The organism is Candidatus Effluviviaceae Genus I sp., assembly GCA_016867725.1.
Lineage (GTDB): Bacteria > Joyebacterota > Joyebacteria > Joyebacterales > Joyebacteraceae > VGIX01.
Map to the genome: position 1 here is coordinate 1 of VGIX01000028.1, position 22,517 is coordinate 22,517.

Sequence of the window (22,517 nt, forward strand, 5' to 3'; positions counted from 1 at the left end):
GGCGAGTCAGGTCGAGCCACGCAGAACGGCGCCCTCACTCAGCGGGAATGCGGCGCTGTCCGATCTCCCAAAGAACTCGTGCCTCTCCCAACCCTACTGCCCTCTGGACCCGCGGAGGCCTAACGACAACTAGGTTTCCCAGTCCCCTCACCGACGTCCCCGAGCTTGCGCGCATGGGGTGTGCGTGCTGCGCGCTGACTACATCGCCTGGTTCGTGTGTGCCGTTTCGTGCCCTCTCATCCGCTCTGCCGCCCCGGCCCGCAGCCGAGGCCTCCCCTTCCACGTCTCTGCGCCCGACGCTGCGTGAGCCGCGGATTCGGCTGAGTCGTGCCCCCGCCGCCGCGCGGTTCGGCCGCGTCCCGCGCCCGGCAAACCGCTCACCTCGTCGAGTCGCCCACCCTCCTCCGCCGGATGGCAGCTCACAGCGTGTCCATCGGGCTTCGCACGCCCAGCTCCTTGCTGCCCGCCACGTGCGTGTAGACCATGGTCGTCCTGATGTCGCGGTGCCCGAGCAGCCGCTGCACGATCCTGATGTTGTAGCCTCCCTCGAGCAGGTGCGTCGCGAACGAGTGCCTGAGCGTGTGACACGTCGCCTGCTTCGCGATCCCGGACCTCCTGACGGCCTCCTTCACGGCTCGCTGGAGCGTGGCCTCGTGCAGGTGGAAGCGCGCGAGGCACTCGGTCTCGGGGTCCGTGATGGTGTGCGCCGACGGGAACACGAACTGCCACCCCCACTCGATCCCGGCGTTCGGGTACTTCCGCAGGACCGCCGACGGCACCACCGCCCGGACCGGCGCGCCCTTCCTGTCCTGCTCGAACAGCCCGCGCACGCGCTCGATGTGCCTGCGAAGCGGCTCCTTGAGGCATGCGGGCAGGAGCGTCACACGGTCCTTCTCGCCCTTGCCGCCCCGCACGACCACCATGTCGCGCTCGAACTCGACGTCCTTCACCCGGAGCTCCAGGCACTCGACGAGGCGCAGGCCCGAACCGTAGAGCATCTGCGCCATCAGCTTCGTCATGCCCGACATCTCGTTGAGCACGGCCTTCACCTCGTCCCGCGTCAGCACCACCGGCAGCCGTTTCGGCTTCTTCGCGCGGACGATGAGCTGCACCCACCCCAGGTCCTGGCGGAGCACTTCCTTGAACATGAAGAGGATGGCGGACAGCGCCTGCTCCTGGGTGGACGCGCTCACGCCGCGATTGACCGCGAGGTCGTTGATGAACGCGCGGACCTCGGTGGGCCCCATTTCCGCCGGGTCCTGCCCACCGTGGAAGCGCATGAAGCGCTTGGCCCATCCGACGTACGCCTCTTCGGTGCGGCCGCTGTAGTGCCGCACGCGAAGCGCGCTGCGTATGGCGCCGATCAGCTGCTCGCCGGTCAGGAGCGGCTTCTTCGTCGCTGCGGGGAGACTGACATGTGTGTGAGTCGGTGGGGCGAGCGCCTCATCGGGCTCGATCAGGCCAATGGAGGGACTCTGTCCTTCGTACTTATGCCGCACCACAGCGTTCTCCCTCGAGGGGCGCGAACCAGGGGCAGCATCCACCTCCGTGTCTGCGAAGCGAACACAACTATACTGCGGTTGACGAAGCCGAGTCAAGGGACGAGTGAGCGGCCCGCATTCGGGCCAGGTCGGGGCTAGGGGGAGTCAGCGAGGGACCTGATCTTCCCGAGGTCGAGCGTGCCGGCCGCGCCCCACCCCTTCTTGCCGGAAGGGACTGCCGGGCGGAACTCCTCATAGAGCGCGAACGCGCGGTCCGCGAGCTGCGACCGGCCCATCGAGCGCGCCAGGGCTTCCATGGCTTCCTTCACCGCCTCGAGGTCATCCCCGAACTTCCCCTCGAGGTACGCCGTCACGCTCGCCGGGTCCACGGCCCTATCGCCGGCGACCGCCCGGATCCCGTCCTTCGTGGACAGGGCCGGCACCCCGCGCCCACACAGCTCCACCCAGATCTGCTCTCCGGGCTTCGGCCGCGCCTTCGGCGGCTTCGTCCCCGCCGCCACCGCGGGCTTGTGGATCCCAAGCCTCCGCCCCCTCGACTGCGCGTTGAGTCCGGCCAGGCCCCGGCCCAGCGTGAGGGCTGCGTCCCAGTCGAATCCAAGCCGCGCCGCGACGACGGCCGCCCAGAGCGTCAGCACCGGGGCTCTGTTGACCGTCACGACACGCCGGGGCATCTAGATGAACCTTCTCGCCGTCGAGTCCAGTTTCTTCGACAGGTTCCTCAGGCGCACGACGACGTCGCCCTTCGCCCGCTGCCACTCGTCCGCGCGCTTCTTCAGAAGCCCGTCGAGCGCGATGCGGCAGCCCTGCAGCTCGGACGCGAGCCCCTCGACCTCCTTCTCGCCGCCCTTCTCCCGCGCCGGGCCGCGAAGCTCCTTGATCCTGGTCTCGCACTTCAGAAGCTCGCCCTCAAGCTGCGTCCTGACCTTCTCCTTCTCGTCCATGCCTCTCCCCCTCCCATGCCCGGTCGGAGACAACGCGGCATCACCGCGCCATCACCTCCCGTGAAGTTGGTCGAGTCGCCACACGAAGTCCTCGATGATCGCCTCGTACAGGCCGTCCTTCAGCACCGCGTCCTCGACCGTCGCCTCGAGGTTCGGGTTCTCGTTCACCTCGATCACCATCACGCGTCGCGCGTCCTGCTTCACGTCCACGCCGTACAGCCCGTCGCCGATCAGGTTCGCCGCCTTGAGCGCGACCTTGATCACCGACGGCGGCGCATCCTCGACGGCCACGGTCTTCCAGTCTCCCTCCTTCCATCCTCCCTTCGAACCGTGCTGGATCACCTGCCAGTGCTTCTCGGTCATGAAGTACTGGCACGCGAACAGGGGCTGCTGGTTCAGGATCCCGATCCGCCAGTCGAACGGCGTGTACACGAACTCCTGCGCGAGGATCAGGTCCGACGAGCGGAACAGGTTCTCCGCCGTGGTCTCGAGCTCGTCGCGGTTCTCCACCTTCACCACGCCCCGCGAGAAGGAGCCGTCGGGGATCTTGAGCACAACCGGGTACGGTATCTGGTCCTCCACCGAGTCCACGCTGTCCTTGCGCACGATCATCGTCTTCGGCGTCGGGATGCGATGCGTGCGGAGAAGCTCCGCGAGGTACACCTTGTTCGTGCACTTGAGGATCGAGTCCGGGCTGTCGATGACGATGAGCCCCTCGTTCTCCGCCTTCTTCGCGAACTGGTAGGTGTGGTGGTTGATGCCCGTCGTCTCGCGGATGAACAGCGCGTCGAACTCTGCGAGTCGCCCGTAGTCCTTCTTCTCGATGAGGTCGACGTCCACGCCGGCGTCCTCGCCCGCCCTCACGAGGCTCTTGAGCGCCCGCGTGTCCGAAGGCGGGAACTCCTCCTCCGGATTGTAGAGCACCGCGAGGTCGTACTTGTACTTCCGGCGCGCCCGCGGCTCCCGCCAGCGTCTGCTCAGGTGCTGCGCCAGGCCGCGGAGGAAGACCTCCTCTTCGTCAGACTCGAGGCCGTTGACGTGCACGGGGCGCACCGCCGCCAAGAGCCACTTCCCCTGCCGCCGGAACTCCGCCTCAAGGAGCGGCATGCGGAACACCTCGAACAGCTGACGCGCGAGGTCCTCCATCTCGGGGACCCGGCACTGCCCGAAGAACACGTCCAGCTCGAAGGTGTTCCCGGCCTCCTTCGCGCCCGACTTGAGCGAGCGCTGGATGAGCGCGTCGAGTTCCTCGAAATCCAGGCTGTAGATGGACTTCCTCGAGAGGTCGTTGATGGTCCGCACCGACGGCAGGACCTTGTGCCCGCGGGCCTCGGCCAGAAGCGAGCAGTAGTAGCCGACGCTCAGGTAGCGGTAGCTCCGGCAGAGGTTGAGCACGCGGAGGTCGCGGCGGTCGGCGTACTCGCCCGAGGCGAGGTACTCCCGGGCCATCACGACCTTGAGGTCGGGGTAGCTCGGCTTCCAGTCGGACGGCTTCTCGATGAGGATCAGATGGTCAGCCATGCTGCGCCGCCTTCCCTCTCCGGGAACGCCCGCCCCGCGCGGCGCGAGGCGCCTGCCGCGGCGCCGGTCGCGCCGTCGCGCCACGAAGCGCCTTCTCGAACCTGAGCGCGGTCATGCCGTCCTCGTAGTACCCGACGGTCCGCGCGAACTCCGCGTAGCCGGCGTCTCGGAAGAGCCCGAGCGACGGCCGGTTGTCCTTCCGGACCTCGAGCCGCATCACCGACCGGCCCCCCCGCGCCGCCGCCCGCTCCGCCGCGTCGAGCAGCCCGCGCCCCACGCCGCGCCCGCGCGCCCGCCGGTCCACGGCGATCGAGTAGAGCCGCGCGACCGCGCTGCCCTCCCGGAACGACACGAGCGCGTACCCCCGCACGAAGGCGCGGTCCGCGTCCACGAGCACGAGCGATCGGTCGCCCGCGACCGCCCGCGCCAGGCTTCGGCGGGACAGTCGGTCGCCGCGGAAGCTCTCGTTCTCCAGGTCGACGAGCGCGTCGAGATCGCGCGCTGCGGCGCGTCGTATCACCTCACACCTCGCCGAGCACGCGCGTCCGCTCGCCGAGCACGTCCTGCACGTAGAGCATCTGCACGCTCACGACCGCCACGACCGCGATGGGCGTCGCGAGGAGCACGCCGAGCCCTCCGAACAGCACGCCCATGAGCACCTGCGTCGCGACGAGCACCGCCGGCCCCAGGTGGACCGCCCGGTGCTCCACGAGCGGGCTCACGACGCAGTTCTCGAGCGCCTGCACCGCGACGAAGAGCGCCACCGTCATCGCCGCGCGGAGCGGCGACTGCGCCAGCGCGACGAGCGCCGCGGGGATCGCGGCGGCCACCGGGCCTATGTACGGCACGAACTCGAGCAGCGCGGCGATGAGTCCGAACGCCAGCGGGAAGGGAACCCCGATGATGGACAGCCCGATCGCCACGACCGAGCCGATGAGCGCCATCGCCACGAGACGCCCGACGAGCCAGCGTCTGAGCGCCCGCCTGATCGCGAGCCCGACCTCGCGGTACCGCCCGCGGCGCGCTCCCGGCACGAGCGTGAGCGCCGCCTGGACGTAGAGCGAGGGCCGAAGCGCCACGTAGATGCCGACCACGAGCACGAGGAACGCGGCCACGACGCCGCGGAACACCGAGCCGAAGAACACCGCGATCCCGTGCATCGACGGCGTCCAGACGCTCAGCGACTCACGGAAGTCCGGGATCCATGCGAGCAGCCCCGGTCCCCATCGGGTGCCCTCGAGCCACAGCCTCACGCCTGCCCAGGTCTCGGGGAGAGAGCGGAAGAGGTCCGTCATCTGCTCTGCGATGCCCGGCCCGAAGGCCACCCCGACGAGCGTCGGGACGGCCAGCACCGCGACGACGACGACCGCCACGGCGCTCCCGCGCGGCATCCTCGTCCGGCACACGAGCGCTGTCGCCACGGCGTCGATGAAGACGGCGAAGAGCACACCGGCGAACGCGAGGAGCAGCACGCTCGCCACGGGCCGCAGGAGGTGCAGAAGGATGGCGACCGCGGCGAGACCCGCGACGACGATCCCCGCCTTCCCGACCGAGCGCTCTCCGCTGCCCGACATCTCGCCTGCCCCGTCCCGGCTTCGCGACCGCTGCACGCCGCGGCCGCGCCCGTCAGATGGTCACGACGGTCTCCGACCGCATGAGCATCGCGACGATCCCCTGCATGTTGCCGACCCGCCCCACCTTCACCGCCCGCTCGAGGCCGTAGTGCTCGAGGCACGTCTGGCACGAGACGATGTCCACGCCGGCGCGCGCCAGCAGGCCCAGCGCGTCGAGCACGGCCGAGCCCTCGGTCGTGAGCTTCACGCCCGCGTTGTAGAGCACGATGGCCGCGGGCTTCGCCTCGTCCGCGGCCAGCTTCCTCAGGAACGAGCCCACGAGGACGGCCCCAAGCTCGTCCGAGCCGCGCCCCATCGTCTCGCTCGCGATCACGATCACGCGGCTCACTGGCTCTCCCTCTCCGCGGCGAGTTCCCTGCCGTCCTTCGCGGACAGGATGCGGAACTCGTCGCGCCCGAGCGAGCGGTCGTCCCTGACGTCGATGATCCGCCGCGTCTCGCGCTCAAGCCCGTTGAGGCGGGCCTCCTCGGTCTGGAGAAGGTGCATCGCCATCTCGGGCGCCACGCGGAGGTCCAGCTTCTTCTCCTTCGACGTCGCCGCCACGCGCCGCACCGCGCGCTCGATGAGCAGCACGATGGACTCGACGGACAGCACCTTGCCCGTTCCCTCGCAGTGCGGACACGGGTCGGTGAACTGGTGGAGCAGGCTCGGCCGGACGCGCTGCCGCGTCATCTGGACGATCCCGAGCTCGCCGATCGGAAACACCTTGCTGCGCGCGCGGTCGCGCGACAGCACCTTCTTGAGCTCCTGAACGACCTTCTCCCGGTTGCCTTCGCTCGCCATGTCGATGAAGTCGACGACGATGATCCCGCCGATGTCGCGAAGCCTGAGCTGCCGGCCGATCTCCCTTGCGGCGGCGATGTTCGTCTTGAGGATCGTGTCCTCCTGGTCCTTCTTGCCGGTGAACCGGCCGGTGTTCACGTCGATCGCCGTCAGCGCCTCGGTGTGGTCGATGACGATGTAGCCGCCCTTCTTGAAGTAGACCTTCCGGCGCAGGGTTTTCTCGATCTCGCTCTCGACGCCGTACGCGTCGAAGATCGGCGTCGAGCCCTTGTGCAGCTCGAGCCGCGACCGCAGCTCGGGCGCCACGCTCCGGAGGTACCCCGAGATCTCCTTGTACCCGGACCGTGAGTCGATGACGAGCCGCTCGACGTCGGTGTTGAAGACGTCCCGCACGAGCCCCGCCGTCATCTCCATCTCGCGGTGAATGAGGATGGGCGCCGTCCTCTTCTCCGCGACGGCGTTGATCCTCTTCCAGAGCTTCACGAGGTGATTGATGTCGTGATGGATCTGCCGTTTGCTCGCGCCGGTGGCGGCGGTGCGGACGATGAGGCCGCCCCACGGCGGCCTCATCTCGCGGGCCATCTCCTTGAGCCGCGCCCGCTCCTCCTGGTCCTCGATCTTCCGCGAGACGCCGACCGAGCCTGAGAACGGCACGAGCACGAGGAACCGCCCGGGAAGGGAGATCTGTGTCGTGACCCTCGGGCCCTTCGTGCTGATGGGCTCCTTGGTCACCTGGACCAGGATCTCCTGCCCCTTCGTGAGCAGGTCTTCGATCGGGGCGTCCGGGGACGACTGCCTCTGCCCCTCCTCGATCGCGAGCGCCCCGTCCTCCTCGAGGTCCGCGAACTCCGCCGTCACGTCCCGCATGTCGGAGACGTGAAGGAACGCGCTCTTCTCGAGCCCGATGTCGACGAACGCCGCCTGCATTCCGGGCAGCACGGCGCCGACCACGCCCTTGTAGATGTCCCCGACGAACCTGCCGGTCTCGCCCCGCTCGACGAGGATCTCCACGACCTGGGAGTCCTCGAGGATCGCGATCCTCGTCTCCCCCGGGGCGACGTTGATGATGATCTCCTTGTGCACGGACCTCCCGACCGCCCTCGCCGGGCGGCTCCTGTCGTTCAACTCGGCCTTGCGAGACTGAGTATAGCCACCTCACAGCATGGCTTCAAGACCGCCAGCTTCCCCGGCCTTCCGCCGGAGGAGCCCCGTCCGGCGGACAGCGGCCCGCTCCACCGAGCCCGCGCCGGGGACGGCAAGAAGCCGGACGATGTCCGCGGGTCGGACCGAGGCCGCAGGAGGGAGCCCGAGGACCACTCTCAGCGCCCCGGGCTCGCCGGCCAGCGCCTCGAGCGCGAGGATGTCCCTGGCCGGGACGATCTCCTTGGCCGGCGGCGCCGGCGGCCCGCCCTGTCCCGGCCGCGCCCCCCCGGCTCCGTCTCGTCCGACGGCCGGCCGCTCGACGGTCACGCTCGGAGCGGCCATGAGCGCCCCGATCCTCTCCGCCACGTCCCCGGTCTCCATCGCGCCCAGGCCCGGGACGCCGCGGATGACGTACTCCGCCGCTTCGGCCTCGGACGACACCGACCCGCCCGTCGTCCTGCGCGACACCGCCTTCACCGCGAGCCCGCGCGGCAGCCCCGCCGCGAGGCGCGCGCCGAGTTCCTCGGGCGGCATCTCCCGCGTGAGCTCGATGTCGAAGAGCTCGGCGTCGCCGGCCGCCCCCACGGGAAGCGGCGGGCCGAACGACAGCTTTGGATGCGGGTTGAACCCGCGCGAGAACGCGGCCGGGATCCCGCCCGCCGCGACCGCCCGCGCGATCGCGCGGACGATGTCGAGGTGCGACAGGAACCTCGCCTCGTCCTCCTTCGAGTAGCGCACGCGGTACTTCGCCGAGAGCTCCTCGGCTCCCACCTTCCTCTTCCGGTCCCTCCTGCCGAGGAACTCGCGACGCTGTCGCGCCGCTTCGCCGCCGCGTTCGGGAAGCCCGCGCGACGCCGCGCGTCCGTCGTCGCACGCGCCGCAGGCCACGCAGCCGGCCTCGCGGCAGTCCGGCGTCGTCTCGCCCCGCAGCGCCTTCGCGCGCTCGCCTGCCATGAACTCCTTCGAGACGCCGGCGGAGATGTGGTCCCAGGGGAGCGGCTCGGCCGGGTCGCGCTCCGCGAGGAATGCCCCGGCGTCGGTCCCGGTCTCCGCGAACGCGCGCTCCCACACGGCGAAGTCGAACCGCTCGCTCCACGCGTCGAACCGCGCCCCCGCGCTCCACGCGGCCTCGATGGCGCGCCCGAGCGACCGGTCGCCCCGCGACATCACGCCCTCGAGGAAGGAAACGCGCGGGTCGCGGAGCGCGAGCTTCACGCCGCGCACGGAGAGCAGCGGGCGAAGCACGCGCTCCTTCGCCCTCGTCTCCTCGACCGAGTCCTGCCTCTCCCACTGGAACGGCGTGCCGGGCCGCGGCACGAACGGCGAGATGGACACGCTGATGACGGCGCCCTTCCGCCGCGCGCGCGCGACCTCGCGCACCTTCAGCACGAGCGTCGCGATGCCTCGGACGTCCTCGTCCGTCTCCGTCGGGAGTCCGATCATGAAGTAGAGCTTGATGCGTCCCCACGCGGACGCGAACGCGACGTCCGCCGTGTCGAGGATGTGCTCCTCGGTCTCGTTCTTGTTGATGACGTCGCGCAGGCGCTGCGTGCCGGCCTCGGGCGCGAAGGTGAGCCCGGCGCGGCGGACGCGGCCGATCCCGTCGGCGAGCTCGAGCCCGAACCGGTCCACGCGAAGCGACGGAAGCGAGATGCTCGCGCGCCGGTCGATGAGCCGCTCGTTGAGCCTCGCCACCAGCTCTCCGAGGCACGGGTAGTCCGACGGCGAGAGCGAGAGCAGCGACACCTCGTCGTACCCCGTCGCGGAGAGGCCCTCCTCGACGAGATCGACGAGGTCGTCCACCGACCGCATCCGCGCGGGCCGCGTCACCATCCCGGCCTGGCAGAACCGGCACCCGCGCGTGCAGCCGCGCATGATCTCGAGCGCGAGCCGGTCGTGCGTCGCCTCCGTGATGGGCACGATCGGGCGCGCCGGGTGGCTCCCCGGGCCGAGCGTGGGCTCGACGCGCCGCGCGACGACGGGAGGCGCCGCCGCGTCGATCGGCACGGTGCCCGCGTACCGCCCGCCCTCGCGCCTCTCGGCGTAGAGCGACGGAACGTAGATGCCCCGGACGCCCGCCGCGCGACGCAGCGTCTCCGCACGCGCCGCGCCGTCCCGCAGCGCCGCGAGCACGAGGTCGGCAAGTTCCAGCACCGCCGTCTCCCCGTCGCCGACGACGAAGAGGTCGAAGAAGTCCGCCAGCGGCTCCGGGTTGAACGACGCCGGCCCGCCCCCGACGACGAGCGGGTCGCCCTCGCGACGGTCCGCCGCGCGGAGCGGCACGCCGGCGAGGTCGAGCATGGTGAGCACGTTCGTGTGGTGGAGCTCGTACTGCAGCGTGAAGCCCACGACGTCGAACTCGCGCGCGGGTCTCGTGGTCTCGAGCGAGAAGAGCGGGATGTCCGACGCGCGCATCCGCGCTTCCATGTCCGGCCACGGCGCGAAGACCCGCTCCGCCGCGACCTCCGGCCGCCTGTTCAGGATGTCGTAGAGCACCCGGAGGCCGAGGTGGGACATGCCGATCTCGTACACGTCCGGAAACGCGAGCAGAAAACGGACCGCGACGCTCTCGTCGTCCTTGAGCGTCGCGTTCCTCTCTCCACCGACGTACCGGCTCGGTCGCGCGACCAGCGGAAGGACGTCGCGGTCAAGCCTGGTCCAGAGTTCGCTCATCGTGTCGGCCCGACCGGCAGGCGCGGCCCCGGGCCCGCGGCCGCGACGGGCCGCGCGGCGCGGCATCGGCGCGCGGCCTGGCAGCCTATCCGGCAAGCTGGGCGCCGCGCTTCATCGCCTCGCGGTTGAGGTCCATGATCTTCTCGCTCTTGCCCTCGAGCTGACCGTCCAGCGCGGCGAGGAGGGACTCGAGCTTCACCGTCCCGATCCGCCTGCAGAACGCGCCGAGCATGACCATGTTGGCGGTCTTCGCGCTTCCGACCTCCTCGGCGATGTTGTTGGCGCGGACCTCGAACGTCCTCACGTCCGTGCGCTTGACCTTCCTCTCGATCAGCGACGTGTTGTAGAGGATCCACCCGCCCGGCTTGACCATCGGCTCGAACTTGTCCAGCGACGGGCCGTTCATGATGAGGACCACGTCGGGCTCATCGACCATCGGCGAGGCGATGGCGTGGTCGGACACGACGACCGAGCAGTTCGCCGTGCCCCCCCGCATCTCGGCCCCGTACTGCGGGAAGAACGTCGTGTGCCGCCCCTCGTCCATCGCCGCCTGCGCAAGGAGCTTGCCCATGAGGACGATCCCCTGCCCGCCGAACCCGGAGCACCTGATCTTCTGGGTCATGCCCTCTTCTCCTCCGCACTCACGTCCTTGAAGACGCCGAGCGGATAGTAGGTCAGCATGTTCTCCCGCAGCCACGCGATGGCCTGGGGCGGCGTCATGCCCCAGTTCGTCGGGCAGGGCGAGAGGATCTCGACGAGGCAGTAGCCGCGCTTGTCCAGCGCCAGCTGGAACGCCTTCTTGAGGTGCCGCTTTGCCGCCAGCACGTTCTTCGGCGTGTCCACCGACCCGCGCGCGAGGTACGCCACGCCCCCGAGGGTCTGCAGCAGCTCACACACGCGGATCGGGTAGCCCGCGATCGCCGGGTCCCGGCCCAGCTGGCAGGTCGTCGCCGGCTGCCCGATGAGCGTTGTCGGCGCCATCTGCCCGCCGGTCATCCCGTAGATGGCGTTGTTCACGAACACCGTGACGAACTTCTCGCCCCTGTTCGCCGCGTGGATCGTCTCGGCCGTCCCGATGGCCGCAAGGTCCCCGTCCCCCTGATAGCTGAGGACGAAGCAGTCGGGGTTCGCCCGCGTTATCCCCGTCGCCACCGCCGCCGCCCGCCCGTGCGCCGCCGAGACCACGTCGAAGTTCCAGTAGAGGTCCGCCAGCACCGAGCACCCCACCGGGGCGATGCCGATCGCGCGCTCCCGGAGCCCGAACTCGTCCACGACCTCCGCCACCAGCCGGTGGATGATCCCGTGGCCGCAGCCCGGGCAGTACTTCGTCCGCTCGGGCTTCATGGAACGGACCATCCCGAAGACTCTCTCCACGGGTCAGCCCTCCTAGAAGTTCCGGAAGATCTCCGCGCCCTTCGACGCCAGGATCTTCCGCATCTGCTCGACGATCTCACCCTCCTGCGGGATGCCCCCGGCCGTCCTGCCATGCAGGTGGACGCGGCCGCGCCCGCAGATGGCGAGCCGCGCGTCCTCCCACATCTGCCCCAGGCTCATCTCAACGACGAGGAACTCCTTCGTCCGCTCTGCAAGCCTGCCGAGCTGCTCGAAGGGATACGGCCAGAGGGTGATGGGCCGGAAGAGCCCGACCTTGATGCCCTCCGCGCGCGCAGTCTCCAGGACCGACCGGCAGATCCGCGACGCGGTGCCGTAGGCGACGAGGACGATGTCCGCGTCCCCGCAGCTCACCTCTTCGAAGCGGACCTCGTCGCGCATGATGGTCTCGTACTTCTTCTGGAGGACGAAGTTCTGCTGCTCCATGAGCGCCGGGTTGAGGATGAGGCTCGTGATGAGGATGGGGTCCTTGGTGGACGGGTCGCCCAGGCGCCAGGGCTGCTTCGACGGGAGACCCGGGAGCGGCCTGTACTCGCGCAGCACGAGCGGCTCCATCATCTGGCCCAGGATGCCGTCCGCGAGGATCATCGCAGGGGTCCTGTACTTGTCGGCGAGGTCGAACCCGAGCATGGTGTAGTCGTACAGCTCCTGGACGTCAGCCGGCCCGAAGCAGATGACGCGGTAGTCGCCGTGCCCGCCGCCCCGCGTCGCCTGGAAGTAGTCGGACTGCGCGGGCGAGATGTTGCCGAGACCCGGACCGCCGCGGCACACGTTGACGTAGAACACGGGGAGCTCCGCGCTCGCCATGTACGAGACGCCTTCCTGCTTGAGGCTGATGCCCGGCCCCGAGGAGGACGTCATGCACCGGGCCCCCACCGCCGCCGCGCCGTAGCACATGTTGATGGCCGCGATCTCGCTCTCGGTCTGGATGAAGACGCGCCCTTCCTCGAGCATCCGCACCGACATGTAGGCGGTGAGCTCGTTCTGCGGCGTGATCGGATAGCCGAAGTAGGTCATGCAGCCCGCGCGCACGGCGGCCTCGCCGATCGCCTCGTTGCCCTTCATCAGGACCTTCTGTTCCATCCTTCGAGCTCCTTCGAAGAGGACGGGTCGCTACTTGAACACCTCGATGGCGACGTCGGGGCACACGATGGCGCAGAACGTGCAGCCCGTGCACTTCGCCGGGTCGAGGCACTCCGCGGGGTGATACCCCATGCTGTTGAAGTTCTCGGCGAGGCGGATGATGTGCTGCGGGCAGGCCTCAAGGCAGTATCCGCAGCCCTTGCACCGCTCCACGTCGATCTCGATCCTGGGCACTCATCCCTCCTTGCCGAAGGGCGTCCGGGTGGGCAGGGCCGCGCCGCCTGAGCCTCCGGAGCGTCCTCCGCGCGGGCGGGGGCCCCGGGGGGGCGCGAACACCGCGAAACCTCGGTGAGTCTACCACGGTCGCCCTAGGCCACCAAGGTCCTTTCCTCGCCCCAGGGCAGCACAGCGTGCGCCGTCTGGAAGTGCGGATTCGACAGAAGGCCCTCGCCGCGGCTCTCGGTGACCGCGATCCTCCTGATGAGTTCGGAGAGCCCCGGTCGCACGGGCGAGAGCGGCTGTGCGAACCTCACCCGCCAGCGGGCGAAGCGCCGGACCGCCGTGACGGAGCGCTCGCCGGCGCGGCGAACGGCTCTCAGCGCGGACGCGCCGGCCGCATCGCCGCGCTCCGCCACGAGCACCGCGGCCTCGTCCGGCGAGAGATCGCCGCACGCGCGGCGCGCGCGATCGGCGGGCACACCGGCGTCCGCCAGCGCATACCTGTGCTTGTTCGGGTTCGCAAAGAGGTTCGTGGCCGCCACGAGGCGCGCCGCGGCCGCAAGGGCGTCCTCCGCCGTCGCGGCGTCAACGTCGAGCTCCCAGACGTCCTCGCGGGCGAGGCCGATCACGTCGTCGGCCAGCCCCATCTTCACCCGCAGGGCCTCGAGCGCCGACCGCGCCTCGTTGTCCGGGATCTTGAGCGCCACCGTCAGGACGATCGTGTGCGTCGGCATGGGTTCCTCGGTTCCGGGCTGCGCGGATCGCAGGCCTGGGCCGGCGGTGTGGTTCCGCCGGCGGCGAGTTCAGCGTCCTCGCTGCATGTCTGAGCCGCGGCGGAACACACCGCCGGCCTACGCCCCTAGCGCACGCGCGCTCGCGCCGCGAACTCGACCAGCGACCGCACGACCGGTGCGCCCGGCCCTGGCTCGCGCGCGGCGACCGCCGTGCGCGCCGCCCTGCGCCGCTTGCCCCACGTGCCCGCGAGGTTCGCGGGCACGTGCCCGAGCCGCACCGCGCGCTCAGGGTGCGGCATCATCGCCACGACGTTGCCCGCCGGGTTCGACACCGCGGCGAGCGCCATCGCTGACCCGTTCGGGACGTCGGGAAAGCGCTCGGCCCTCGCGCCGTCCGGCGTCGCGTAGGTCATCACGGCCAGCCCGCGCGCGAAGAGCTCCTCGACGAGCCCGGGCGTCGCGCTCACGAAGCGGCCTTCCGCGTGCGCGACCGGCACCGGCACGACGTCGCCCGGCGCGAGCGCAAGGCTCGCCGCCGAACACGCGCTCTCGACGCGCAGGTGCGTCCACCGGGTGTAGTACCCGTCGCGGTCCGGCATGGCGTTCCGCGCGAGCGCCATCTCGACGCGCCCGGGCGTGAGTCCCGGCACCAGACCCGCCTCCACGAGGATCTGCGCGCCGTTGCAGATGCCGAGCACGGGCTTCCCCGCCGCCGCCTGCTCGGCGAGGCACCCCACCACTCTGTCCTTCGCAGCGATCGCGCCCGCGCGCACGCGGTCCTGATACGAGAACCCGCCGGGCAGCACGTAGGCGTCGTACGCCCCGAGCACGCCGTCGGGCTCGTTCCACATGACGATGTCGCACGCGGCGCCCGCGTCCAGCACGGCGCGCCGCGTCTCCTCCTCGCAGTTCACGCCGGGGAACCGCACGACGGCCACGCGCACGCCGGCCGCGCACGCGCCGCCGCGCCCATCCCCCGCCGCTCCGCGCGAGAAGCTCACAGCATCACCTCCGTGGCGCCGCGCGACCACGCGCGCGCAAGCGCCGCCATCGGAAGCGCGATGTCCCTCGGTCCCGCGCCCGTGATGACGAGCGACGCGTCGGCCGTCACGACGCCGACGCGGGCGCACCACGCGCCCCGCCGCTCGAGCACCCCCCGCGCGGCGTCCTCGGAACGCGGCTCGATCTCGAGCACGTATCCTCCGCGCTCGCAGAAGAGCCTCCTTGCGGCCTCCGGCGCGCTGAGCGCCTCCCCGCCCGTTCCCTCTCCCGCCCCGCTCGCCGCGCGGAGGTCCATCCGCGCCCCCAGCGCCGCGCCCGGCGCGGCCGTCAGCATCATCTCCGCGACCGCGACGCCGAGCCCCCCGTCCGAGATGTCGTGGCACGAGAGCGCGAGGCCCGCTGCGGCCAGATCGGTGACGGCGGCCGCCATCGCGCGCTCCTCGCGCGGCGCAACGCGCGCGGGCGCGCCGCCGGCCGACTCGAGCACGGCGCGCGCGAACTCCGACGCGCCGAGCCCGCCCGCCCGCTCGCCGACGAGGTAGAGCGCGCTCCCCGCCGCCTTGAACCCGGCCGTGAGGTGTCGCGCGCAGTCGTCGAGCCGCCCGACGCAGCAGACGACCGGCGACGGCACCACGGCGCTCCCGGTCGAGGACTGGTTGTAGAAGCTCACGTTCCCCGAGATCACCGGGAGCGGCTCGTCGCGGTCCTTGAGCCCGATCCCCCGCGCGGCGTCGCCGATGCCGCGGACGGTCTCGACGAAGTCGTGGAAGACCTCCGGCACCTCGGGGTTCCCGAAGTTCAGGCAGTCCGTGATGGCCAGCGGCTCCGCGCCGGCGGCCGCGACGTTCCGCACGGCCTCCGCGACCGCCGCGGCGCCCGCCTCGTACGCGTCGAGGGCACCCATGGAGGCGCACCCGCCCACCGCGACCGCGACGCCCACGTCGGAGCCCGGCACCGGCGCGATGACGCACGCGTCCGCCTCGCCCGGCCTCACGAGCGTGTTGCCCTTCACCTCGCTCTCGTAGTGCCGGTACACGTGCTCCCGCGACGCCACGTTCGGCGAGCCCAGCACCCGGACGAGCGCGGCGCCGAGATCGAGGTCGTCCGGCACCGGCCGCTCGGTGAGCGTGCGCTGCCTCGCCCGCGCCTGGCGGTCGTACGAGATGCCCGTCGTGATCTCCTCGGTGCTCGCGTCGCACACGACCGAGCCCTCGTGGACGAGCACGTATCTCGGCTCGGGGATCACCTCCCCGATGACCGCCGCCCGCGCCCCGTGGCAGAGCTCGGGCAGCTCGAACCGCTCGTTGTAGATGCGAAGCACGTCAGGCGAGAGCCCGCGCGGCACGACGAGGCAGTAGCGTTCCTGCGTCTCCGAGCACGCGATGACCTCGGGCGCAAGCCCGTCCTCCGCGACGGGCACGCGAGAGAGGTCCACGCGCATGCCGACGCCGGCCGCCGCTCCGAGCTCCGACGTCGCGCACGCGATGCCGCCCGCGCCCAGGTCCTTGTAGCCGATGGCCGCGCCGCGCTCGCGCGCGAGGGCCAGCGCCTCTGCCGTCGCCACGGCGAGCATCCTCTTCAGGAACGGGTCGGGCACCTGCACGGCGTACTTGTCGCCGAGCGCGCGCTCCTCGTCGAGGACGCGCGAGGCGAAGGTCGCGCCGCCGAACCCCGACGGGTCCGTGGGCTTGCCGACGAGGATCACGTCGTACGGCGCGTCGCGGGCCTCGACGGGAACGCGGCTCCGCACGACGGCCGCCTCCTCGACGACCCCGAGCGCGATCACGTTCACCAGGCAGTTCTCGTCGAACGAGCGGTCGAAGAAGACGTCGCCCCCCAGGTTCGGGACCCCGAGCGCGTTTCCGTACTGCCAGATGCCCTCGACCACGCCGTGGACGATCTCGCGCGTCCGCTCCGCGTTCGGGCCCGCGGGGTCGCCGAACCGGAGCGCGTCGAGCACGCCGACCACGTCGGCGCCCATGCAGTACACGTCGCGCACGATGCCGCCGATGCCGGTCGCCGCGCCCTCGTTCGGGACGATCTGCGAGGGGTGGTTGTGGCTCTCGTGCGCGACGACCAGACACCACGACGTCCCGCCGGCCTCGCACAACCGCACGATGCCCGCGTCCTCGCCCGGGCCAAGCACGACGTTCGACGCGCTCGTGGGGAGATGCGCGCCGAGCACCTTCCGGCTGCTCTTGTAGGAGCAGTGCTCGCTCCACATCGTGTTGAAGATGTGGGCCTCGACGACGGTGGGGTCCCGGCCCAGGAGCGCCGCGACCTTCCGCGCCTCGTCGAGCGTGAGCGTGATGCCCGCCCCGGAGAGGGCGCGGGCCAGCGAGGCATCGTCGGCGGAGAGAACCGGGATGGAAGCGGCGGCCGCCCGGGAGGAACTCACCTCGGGGCCTCCTCGAGCTTGAGGTCGTGCACCCTGCGCGAGCCGTTCCTCACGACCGTGAGCGAGACCACGTCGCCGACGCGCGCGCCGAAGATCGCGCGCCGCGCCTCGCGGACGCTCGCGACCTCCTTGCCCTCGACCGCGACGATGACGTCGCCGACGCGCACGCCCGCGCGCTCCGCGGGGCTGCCCGGCTCGACGAACGACACGAGCGCGCCGGAGAGCCGCCCCTTGCCGCGCGCCGCGCCCACGTCCTGGACCCCGATGCCCACCCACACGTCGCGCACCCGCCCGTAGCGGATGAGCTCGTTGACGATCTCGCGCACGACGTTGACCGGGATGGCGAACCCGAGCCCCTCCGAGCCGCCGCTCGAGGTGAAGATGAACGAGTTGATGCCGATGACCTCGCCGCGCCCGTTCACGAGCGGTCCGCCCGAGTTCCCCGGGTTGATGGCGGCGTCGGTCTGGATCATGTCCTTGTAGACCGCGCCCGTCTGGGGCTCCGCGAGGACGTCGCGGTGGAGGGCGCTCACGACGCCGGCGGTCACGGTCGGCTGCCGGTCGTTCAGGAGGTAGCCGAACGGGTTCCCGATGGCGATCGCCCACTCCCCGATCATCACGTCGTCGGAGTTGCCGAACGTGGCGACCGGGAGCCGCTCCCCATCGACCTTGAGGACGGCGATGTCGTAGCGCGCGTCGCCCCCGAGCACGCGCCCCTCGAACTCGCGCCCGTCCGTGAGCGACACCTTCACCTCGACGGCGCTGCGGACGACGTGGTCGTTCGTGACGATGTACCCGTCCCCGTCGATGATGACGCCCGAACCGAACGACTGGTAGCGCCGCTCGTAGGTCCTGTCGGGGAAGGAACCTCGGAAGAACCGCTCGAAGAACTCGTTGTGAGGAAACGGGCTCGTGCGGACGACCTGTCGCTGCACGGCGCTGATGGAGACCGTGGCCGGCCCCGCGACCTCGGCCGCGCGCACGATCGCCGTGCGACGGGACTCGTAGAGCGCCTCCGTCTCCGACACCGGAACGCCCGGCGCCGTGCTGTCGGCCGGCGCCGCGGTCGGGGTCCGTTCGCCCCCGCGGTGCGTGCTGATCCACAGGCCGACGGTGACGCCGGTCAGCGCGCAGACGAGCGCGATGAGGACGTAGGTGGGCGCCCTGCCGTTCACGCTAGCGGCCCTTCGTCTTCTCCCAGTCCGCGAGGAAGGCGGCCAGCCCCTTGTCGGTGAACGGGTGCTTGAACATCTTCTCGAACACGTCGTAGGGGATCGTCACGATGTCCGCGCCGGCCAGCGCGGACTCCACGACATGGAGCGGATGCCTGACGCTCGCCACGATGACCTCGGTGTCGTACCCGTAGTTGTCGTAGATGGTGAGGATCTCGCGCACGACGTCCATGCCGATGTGCCCGGCGTCGTCGAGCCGGCCGATGAACGGGCTCACGAAGGTCGCGCCCGCCTTCGCGGCGAGGAGGGCCTGGTTGGAGGAGAACACGAGCGTGCAGTTCGTCCGGATGCCGATCTCCGCCAGCTCCCAGATCGCCTTCACGCCTTCCTTGATCATCGGGACCTTCACGACGACGTTGTCGTGGATGCGCGCGAGCTTCTTCGCCTCTTCGACCATGCCCGCCGCGTCCGTGCTCACGACCTCCGCGCTCACGGGGCCGTGCACGAGCTCGCAGATCTGGCGAACGATGTCCTCGAACTGCCCTTGCTCGCGGGCGATCAGCGTGGGGTTCGTCGTGACGCCGTCGACGAGGCCGAGCGACGCCGCTTCCTTGATGTGCTGGATGTTCGCCGTGTCCAGGAAGATCTTCAAGACGGCACCTCCTCGTCAGTAGGTCACCCGCTCGAGATAGAGACCCCACGGTGGCGCGGTCGGCCCCGCCGCGCTCCTGTCGAGCGCCGCGAGGACCGTCTCCACGTCCTCGGGTGTCGTCCTCCCCCGCCCGACCTCGACGAGGGTCCCGACGATCGAACGGACCATCCCTCGCAGAAAGCGGTCGGCCTCGATGCTGAAGAGGAGCATCCCGCCGTACCGCGGCTCCCATTCTAGCGAAACGGACATCACGCGGCAACGGTGATGGTTGGGCTCGCTCCCGGACAGCGCGAAAGTCGAGAAGTCGCGTTCTCCCTCGAGGCGCGCCGCGGCCTCGGCCATCGCATGTCGGTCCAGGGCGTACGACACGTGCCAGCGGCGGCGGCGCCAGAGCGGGCTCGGCGACAGGCCGATGAGGTAGAGGTATCGTCTCGACACAGCGCTGTACCGGGCGTGGAAGCCCTGCGGCGCCTCCTCGACCCCCGTCACGAGCACGTCGTCCTGAAGCCGGCTGTTGAGCGCGCCGGCGATGGCGGCCGGCGGAAGCGCGAGCGTCTATCGTCTCGACACGGCGCTGTACCGGGCGTGGAAGCCCTGCGGCGCCTCCTCGACCCCCGTCACGAGCACGTCGTCCTGAAGCCGGCTGTTGAGCGCGCCGGCGATGGCGGCCGGCGGAAGCGCGAGCGTCGTCTCGGCGTGCGCGACCTGCCCGAGCGCGTGGACGCCCGCGTCGGTGCGCCCGGCGCCCGTCACGGCGACCGGCTCCCCGGCGAGGTCGGCGAACGCGGCCTCGAGCGCGCCCTGAACGGTGCGCTCGCCCGGCTGCACCTGCCAGCCGGCGAAGTCCGTGCCGTCGTAGGCTAGCGTGAGCTTGAGATGACGATCGTGCATAGGACGATGAGCGCCACGGCGGCGAGCCCGACCGCGTCGCGTCCCCCGAGCCGAAGCTCGATGTACCTCGTGCGCCCCGCCGCGCCGCGGTAGCAGCGGGCGTCCATCGCGAGCGCGAGATCGTCCGCCCGGTGCAACGCGCTCGCGAAGAGCGGCACGACGATCGGGACCGCGCTCTTCGCGCGCGCCACGAGCCCTCCGTCGAAGCTCGCGCCCCGCCCGATCTGCGCCTTGATGATCCTCGTCGTCTCGTCCATGAGCGTCGGCACGAACCTGAGCGCGATGACGGAGATCATCGCGATCTCGTGCACCGGCACGCCGACCCTGCCGAGCGGCCCGAGCAGCCGCTCGAGCCCGTCCCCCAGCTCGACCGGCGACGTCGTCGCGGTGAGGACCGTCGCGCTCGACACCATGAGCGCGATGCGCCACGCGAAGATCCCGCCGAGCGCGGCGCCCTCGCGCGTGAAACGCGGGAGCGCCTCGAAGACCGGCGTCCCCGGCGTGAAGAACCCGTGAACGGCGAACACGATCACGACGAGCCAGCGGAGCGACGCGAGGTTTCTGAGAAGGAACGCCGGTCGGAGCCGCGCGGCCGTCGCGACGGCCGCGATCGCCGCCGTGAGAAAGAGGTACGCCGCCGCGTCCTGCGTGGCGATCGCGCAGCCGAGCACGCCGAGCGCCCCGACCATCTTCACGCGCGGGTCGAGCGCGTGGACGGGCGAGTCCGTCGCGTAGTACCTTCCGAGGGCGAACTCACTGAGCAGGCTCACCGATGAGAAGCTCCGCGATCTGCACCGCGTTCAGGGCCGCCCCTTTGCGGAGGTTGTCGGCCACGACCCACATCCACAGCCCGTGCGGCACGGACGGGTCGCGCCGGACGCGCCCGACCCACACCTCGTCGGTCGCCGCCGCGTCCACCTGCGTCGGGTACGCCGCGGCCGCCGGGTCGTCCACGACGCGGACACCCGGGGCCCGTCTCAGGAGCGCGCGCGCGTCGTCCGGCGTCACGTCCCGCTCGGTCTCCACGTTGAGGGCGAGCGCGTGCGACCGGAAGACCGGCACGCGCACGCAGGTCGCCGCCACCGGCAGGTCGGGAAGCCCCATGATCTTCCTCGTCTCGAGGACCATCTTCGTCTCCTCGAGCGCGTCGCCGCATGCGTCGAAGTCGTCGATGTGCGGGATGCAGTTGAAGCCGATCTGCTTCGGATAGACTGCGCGCGCGACCGGCGCCCCGGAGAGGACCGCGCTCGACTGCTCCGAGAGCTCGCGCATCGCCGCAAGCCCGGTCCCCGAGACGGACTGGTACGTCGCGACGACGACGCGCGTGAGCGTCCCCGCCTCGTGGATGGGACGGAGAGGCAGCACCATCTGGATGGTCGAGCAGTTGGGGTTCGCGATGATGCCCGCGTGCCCGCGGACCGCGCCCGGGTTCACCTCCGGCACGACGAGCGGCACGGCCGGGTCCATCCTGAAGGCCTTGCTGTTGTCGATGGCGACCGCGCCCGCCCTCGCGGCCGCCGGCGCGAACTCCCTCGAGACCTCGGCGCCGGTGGCGAAGAGCACGATGTCCAACTCCGCGAGCGCCTCGGCGGTGAGCTTCTCCACCGGGAGGTCCGCCCCCGCGAAGCGCACGGTGCGCCCGCTTCCCTGCCCCGACGCCATCGCGCGGACCAGCGCCATCGGGAACGACCGCTGCTCGAGCACGGCGAGCATCTCGAGCCCGACCGCGCCCGTGACGCCCGCCACGCCGACCCTCGGAGGAACGCGCATGCCTGACGACCTCCTACTCGACGCTCTCGATCGAGGACCCGGGCACCCATCCCTCGAGGTCCGTGCCCGCGACCGCGACGCGCGCCCAGTCGCCGCGGCGCTCGCGCAGCCGGACGGTCGTGCCCTCGTGCAGCCTGAACTCGATGACGAAGTCGTCGCCGGGGCCCGTGCGCCCCGCGACCTCGCGCGCCAGCACGACGGCCTCGCGGAGCGACCGCGCGCGGTGCTCCTTGACCGCCGCCGTGCCCGCGAGCAGCGCGAGCGCGACGCCGAGCGCCCACGCCGCGCGCGCCGTCCACGGCCCGAACCCGCCGCGCAGGGCCGCGACGACGAGCGTGAGCGCGAGCGCGAAGTACACGGCGCTCGCCACCACGGCGAGCGTGGTGGACGGGAGCGCCCGGTACGCGCGCTCCACCGCGTCGGCCAGCGCGCTCTCCGACGCCGTCGTGTGCCGGTCCGCAAGCCGCTCCCGCACGAACGCGAGGTTCGTCGCCGCGTCCCTGTGTCCCGGCTCGAGCCTGAGCGCGCGGAGGTACGACAGAACGGCCCGGCCGACCCACCCGCTCTTGAAGCTCGCGTTGCCGAGGTTGTAGTGCACGTCGGCGTTCTCGAAACCGCCCTCCACGATCTGCTCGTAGAGCGTCGCGGCCTCGTCGAACGAGCCCACCGCGTAGAGCGCGTTCGCGCGCTCGAAGAGGCGCGTGGCCGCCTCGGGGTCGTCGCCGACCGCGGACACGAGGCCCGCCCCGCCGGTCTGCGCGGCGGCCGTCGCCGCGACGAGCGCGACCGCGACGACGGCGCCCGCAAGCGCCGCTCCAAACGTCCTCATCGTCCCCTCTTGACCGGGAGTCTCTCGATCGCCCGCAGACACGACTCGGCCTCGTCGACGAGCCGCCCGCCCTCGACCTCCGCCGCGCCCCCGGCGAACCGGCCAAGGTCGCAGCGCTCGAGGAGGCCGCGCACCGTCCCGACGAGCGCGTCGTCCGCCCCCGCCTCCCTGAGCGCCG

24 protein-coding genes are annotated in these 22,517 nt (G+C 71.1%); all 24 read right to left on the reverse strand.

Annotated features, from left to right (window positions below):
• Nucleotides 1-419: 419 nt before the first annotated feature.
• Nucleotides 420-1,355, reverse strand: coding sequence for an integron integrase (locus FJY74_06980; protein ID MBM3308051.1), 936 nt, complete (start codon nt 1,353-1,355; stop codon nt 420-422).
• A 281-nt stretch (nt 1,356-1,636) separates the two neighbouring features.
• Nucleotides 1,637-2,173 carry a hypothetical protein gene (locus FJY74_06985; GenBank protein MBM3308052.1) on the reverse strand — a complete coding sequence of 179 codons (537 nt, stop codon included), beginning with the start codon at nt 2,171-2,173 and terminating at the stop codon, nt 1,637-1,639.
• Nucleotides 2,174-2,443, reverse strand: a complete 270-nt coding sequence (locus FJY74_06990) for a hypothetical protein (protein ID MBM3308053.1) — start codon at nt 2,441-2,443, stop codon at nt 2,174-2,176.
• Between the two features lie 51 nt (nt 2,444-2,494).
• Entirely contained in the window at nt 2,495-3,964 is a 1,470-nt protein-coding gene (locus FJY74_06995; protein ID MBM3308054.1) for a RimK family protein, read from the reverse strand.
• Entirely contained in the window at nt 3,957-4,484 is a 528-nt protein-coding gene (locus tag FJY74_07000) for a GNAT family N-acetyltransferase (protein MBM3308055.1), read from the reverse strand. Before FJY74_07000 ends, FJY74_06995 begins: the two co-directional genes overlap by 8 nt.
• Nucleotide 4,485: 1 nt before the next feature.
• Complete coding sequence (locus FJY74_07005) at nt 4,486-5,538, reverse strand: AI-2E family transporter (GenBank protein MBM3308056.1); 1,053 nt, start codon at nt 5,536-5,538, stop codon at nt 4,486-4,488.
• 52 nt (nt 5,539-5,590) lie between these two features.
• Entirely contained in the window at nt 5,591-5,926 is a 336-nt protein-coding gene (gene yedF, locus FJY74_07010; protein MBM3308057.1) for a sulfurtransferase-like selenium metabolism protein YedF, read from the reverse strand.
• Nucleotides 5,923-7,464, reverse strand: coding sequence for an Rne/Rng family ribonuclease (locus FJY74_07015; protein MBM3308058.1), 1,542 nt, complete (start codon nt 7,462-7,464; stop codon nt 5,923-5,925). The genes yedF and FJY74_07015 overlap by 4 nt, the downstream gene beginning before the upstream one ends.
• A 72-nt stretch (nt 7,465-7,536) precedes the next feature.
• Complete coding sequence (locus FJY74_07020; GenBank protein ID MBM3308059.1) at nt 7,537-10,197, reverse strand: TIGR03960 family B12-binding radical SAM protein; 2,661 nt, start codon at nt 10,195-10,197, stop codon at nt 7,537-7,539.
• Nucleotides 10,198-10,282: 85 nt separating this feature from the next.
• The gene (locus FJY74_07025) at nt 10,283-10,819 is read right to left on the reverse strand and encodes a 2-oxoacid:acceptor oxidoreductase family protein (protein ID MBM3308060.1); all 537 of its coding nucleotides are present in this window, start codon (nt 10,817-10,819) and stop codon (nt 10,283-10,285) included.
• Nucleotides 10,816-11,553, reverse strand: a complete 738-nt coding sequence (locus FJY74_07030) for a 2-oxoglutarate oxidoreductase (GenBank protein ID MBM3308061.1) — start codon at nt 11,551-11,553, stop codon at nt 10,816-10,818. The genes FJY74_07025 and FJY74_07030 overlap by 4 nt, the downstream gene beginning before the upstream one ends.
• A gap of 30 nt (nt 11,554-11,583) precedes the next feature.
• Nucleotides 11,584-12,672 carry a 3-methyl-2-oxobutanoate dehydrogenase subunit VorB gene (locus tag FJY74_07035; GenBank protein ID MBM3308062.1) on the reverse strand — a complete coding sequence of 363 codons (1,089 nt, stop codon included), beginning with the start codon at nt 12,670-12,672 and terminating at the stop codon, nt 11,584-11,586.
• Nucleotides 12,673-12,702: 30 nt separating this feature from the next.
• A complete protein-coding gene (locus FJY74_07040) occupies nt 12,703-12,906 on the reverse strand; it encodes a 4Fe-4S binding protein (protein ID MBM3308063.1) in 204 nt (67 codons plus the stop codon).
• Between the two features lie 134 nt (nt 12,907-13,040).
• Entirely contained in the window at nt 13,041-13,625 is a 585-nt protein-coding gene (locus FJY74_07045; protein MBM3308064.1) for a hypothetical protein, read from the reverse strand.
• Nucleotides 13,626-13,750: 125 nt separating this feature from the next.
• On the reverse strand, nt 13,751-14,626 hold the full coding sequence (purQ, locus tag FJY74_07050) for a phosphoribosylformylglycinamidine synthase I (protein MBM3308065.1): 876 nt from the start codon (nt 14,624-14,626) through the stop codon (nt 13,751-13,753).
• Entirely contained in the window at nt 14,623-17,025 is a 2,403-nt protein-coding gene (gene purL / locus FJY74_07055) for a phosphoribosylformylglycinamidine synthase subunit PurL (GenBank protein MBM3308066.1), read from the reverse strand. The genes purQ and purL overlap by 4 nt, the downstream gene beginning before the upstream one ends.
• Entirely contained in the window at nt 17,022-18,200 is a 1,179-nt protein-coding gene (locus FJY74_07060) for a trypsin-like peptidase domain-containing protein (protein MBM3308067.1), read from the reverse strand. The genes purL and FJY74_07060 overlap by 4 nt, the downstream gene beginning before the upstream one ends.
• A gap of 1 nt (nt 18,201) precedes the next feature.
• On the reverse strand, nt 18,202-18,849 hold the full coding sequence (gene fsa / locus FJY74_07065; protein ID MBM3308068.1) for a fructose-6-phosphate aldolase: 648 nt from the start codon (nt 18,847-18,849) through the stop codon (nt 18,202-18,204).
• 15 nt (nt 18,850-18,864) lie between these two features.
• Complete coding sequence (locus FJY74_07070; GenBank protein MBM3308069.1) at nt 18,865-19,338, reverse strand: hypothetical protein; 474 nt, start codon at nt 19,336-19,338, stop codon at nt 18,865-18,867.
• A gap of 66 nt (nt 19,339-19,404) precedes the next feature.
• Entirely contained in the window at nt 19,405-19,740 is a 336-nt protein-coding gene (locus FJY74_07075) for a hypothetical protein (GenBank protein MBM3308070.1), read from the reverse strand.
• Entirely contained in the window at nt 19,710-20,510 is an 801-nt protein-coding gene (locus FJY74_07080; GenBank protein MBM3308071.1) for an energy-coupling factor transporter transmembrane protein EcfT, read from the reverse strand. The genes FJY74_07075 and FJY74_07080 overlap by 31 nt, the downstream gene beginning before the upstream one ends.
• On the reverse strand, nt 20,494-21,510 hold the full coding sequence (locus FJY74_07085) for an aspartate-semialdehyde dehydrogenase (GenBank protein ID MBM3308072.1): 1,017 nt from the start codon (nt 21,508-21,510) through the stop codon (nt 20,494-20,496). Before FJY74_07085 ends, FJY74_07080 begins: the two co-directional genes overlap by 17 nt.
• Nucleotides 21,511-21,523: 13 nt before the next feature.
• Complete coding sequence (locus tag FJY74_07090; GenBank protein ID MBM3308073.1) at nt 21,524-22,339, reverse strand: tetratricopeptide repeat protein; 816 nt, start codon at nt 22,337-22,339, stop codon at nt 21,524-21,526.
• Nucleotides 22,336-22,517, reverse strand: a 182-nt coding sequence (locus FJY74_07095; protein ID MBM3308074.1) for a hypothetical protein, incomplete at its 5' end; no start/stop codon positions are given. The genes FJY74_07090 and FJY74_07095, both read right to left, overlap by 4 nt.

Bases quoted from the DNA above. Each gene is read 5' to 3' on its own strand.
- FJY74_06985 (MBM3308052.1), bottom strand. From the start codon at position 2,173: ATGCCCCGGCGTGTCGTGACGGTCAACAGAGCCCCGGTGCTGACGCTC.
- FJY74_06990 (MBM3308053.1), bottom strand. From the start codon at position 2,443: ATGGACGAGAAGGAGAAGGTCAGGACGCAGCTTGAGGGCGAGCTTCTG.
- FJY74_06995 (MBM3308054.1), bottom strand. From the start codon at position 3,964: ATGGCTGACCATCTGATCCTCATCGAGAAGCCGTCCGACTGGAAGCCG.
- FJY74_07005 (MBM3308056.1), bottom strand. From the start codon at position 5,538: ATGTCGGGCAGCGGAGAGCGCTCGGTCGGGAAGGCGGGGATCGTCGTC.
- FJY74_07020 (MBM3308059.1), bottom strand. From the start codon at position 10,197: ATGAGCGAACTCTGGACCAGGCTTGACCGCGACGTCCTTCCGCTGGTC.
- FJY74_07025 (MBM3308060.1), bottom strand. From the start codon at position 10,819: ATGACCCAGAAGATCAGGTGCTCCGGGTTCGGCGGGCAGGGGATCGTC.
- FJY74_07030 (MBM3308061.1), bottom strand. From the start codon at position 11,553: ATGGTCCGTTCCATGAAGCCCGAGCGGACGAAGTACTGCCCGGGCTGC.
- FJY74_07035 (MBM3308062.1), bottom strand. From the start codon at position 12,672: ATGGAACAGAAGGTCCTGATGAAGGGCAACGAGGCGATCGGCGAGGCC.
- FJY74_07045 (MBM3308064.1), bottom strand. From the start codon at position 13,625: ATGCCGACGCACACGATCGTCCTGACGGTGGCGCTCAAGATCCCGGAC.
- FJY74_07075 (MBM3308070.1), bottom strand. From the start codon at position 19,740: ATGCACGATCGTCATCTCAAGCTCACGCTAGCCTACGACGGCACGGAC.
- FJY74_07085 (MBM3308072.1), bottom strand. From the start codon at position 21,510: ATGCGCGTTCCTCCGAGGGTCGGCGTGGCGGGCGTCACGGGCGCGGTC.
- FJY74_07090 (MBM3308073.1), bottom strand. From the start codon at position 22,339: ATGAGGACGTTTGGAGCGGCGCTTGCGGGCGCCGTCGTCGCGGTCGCG.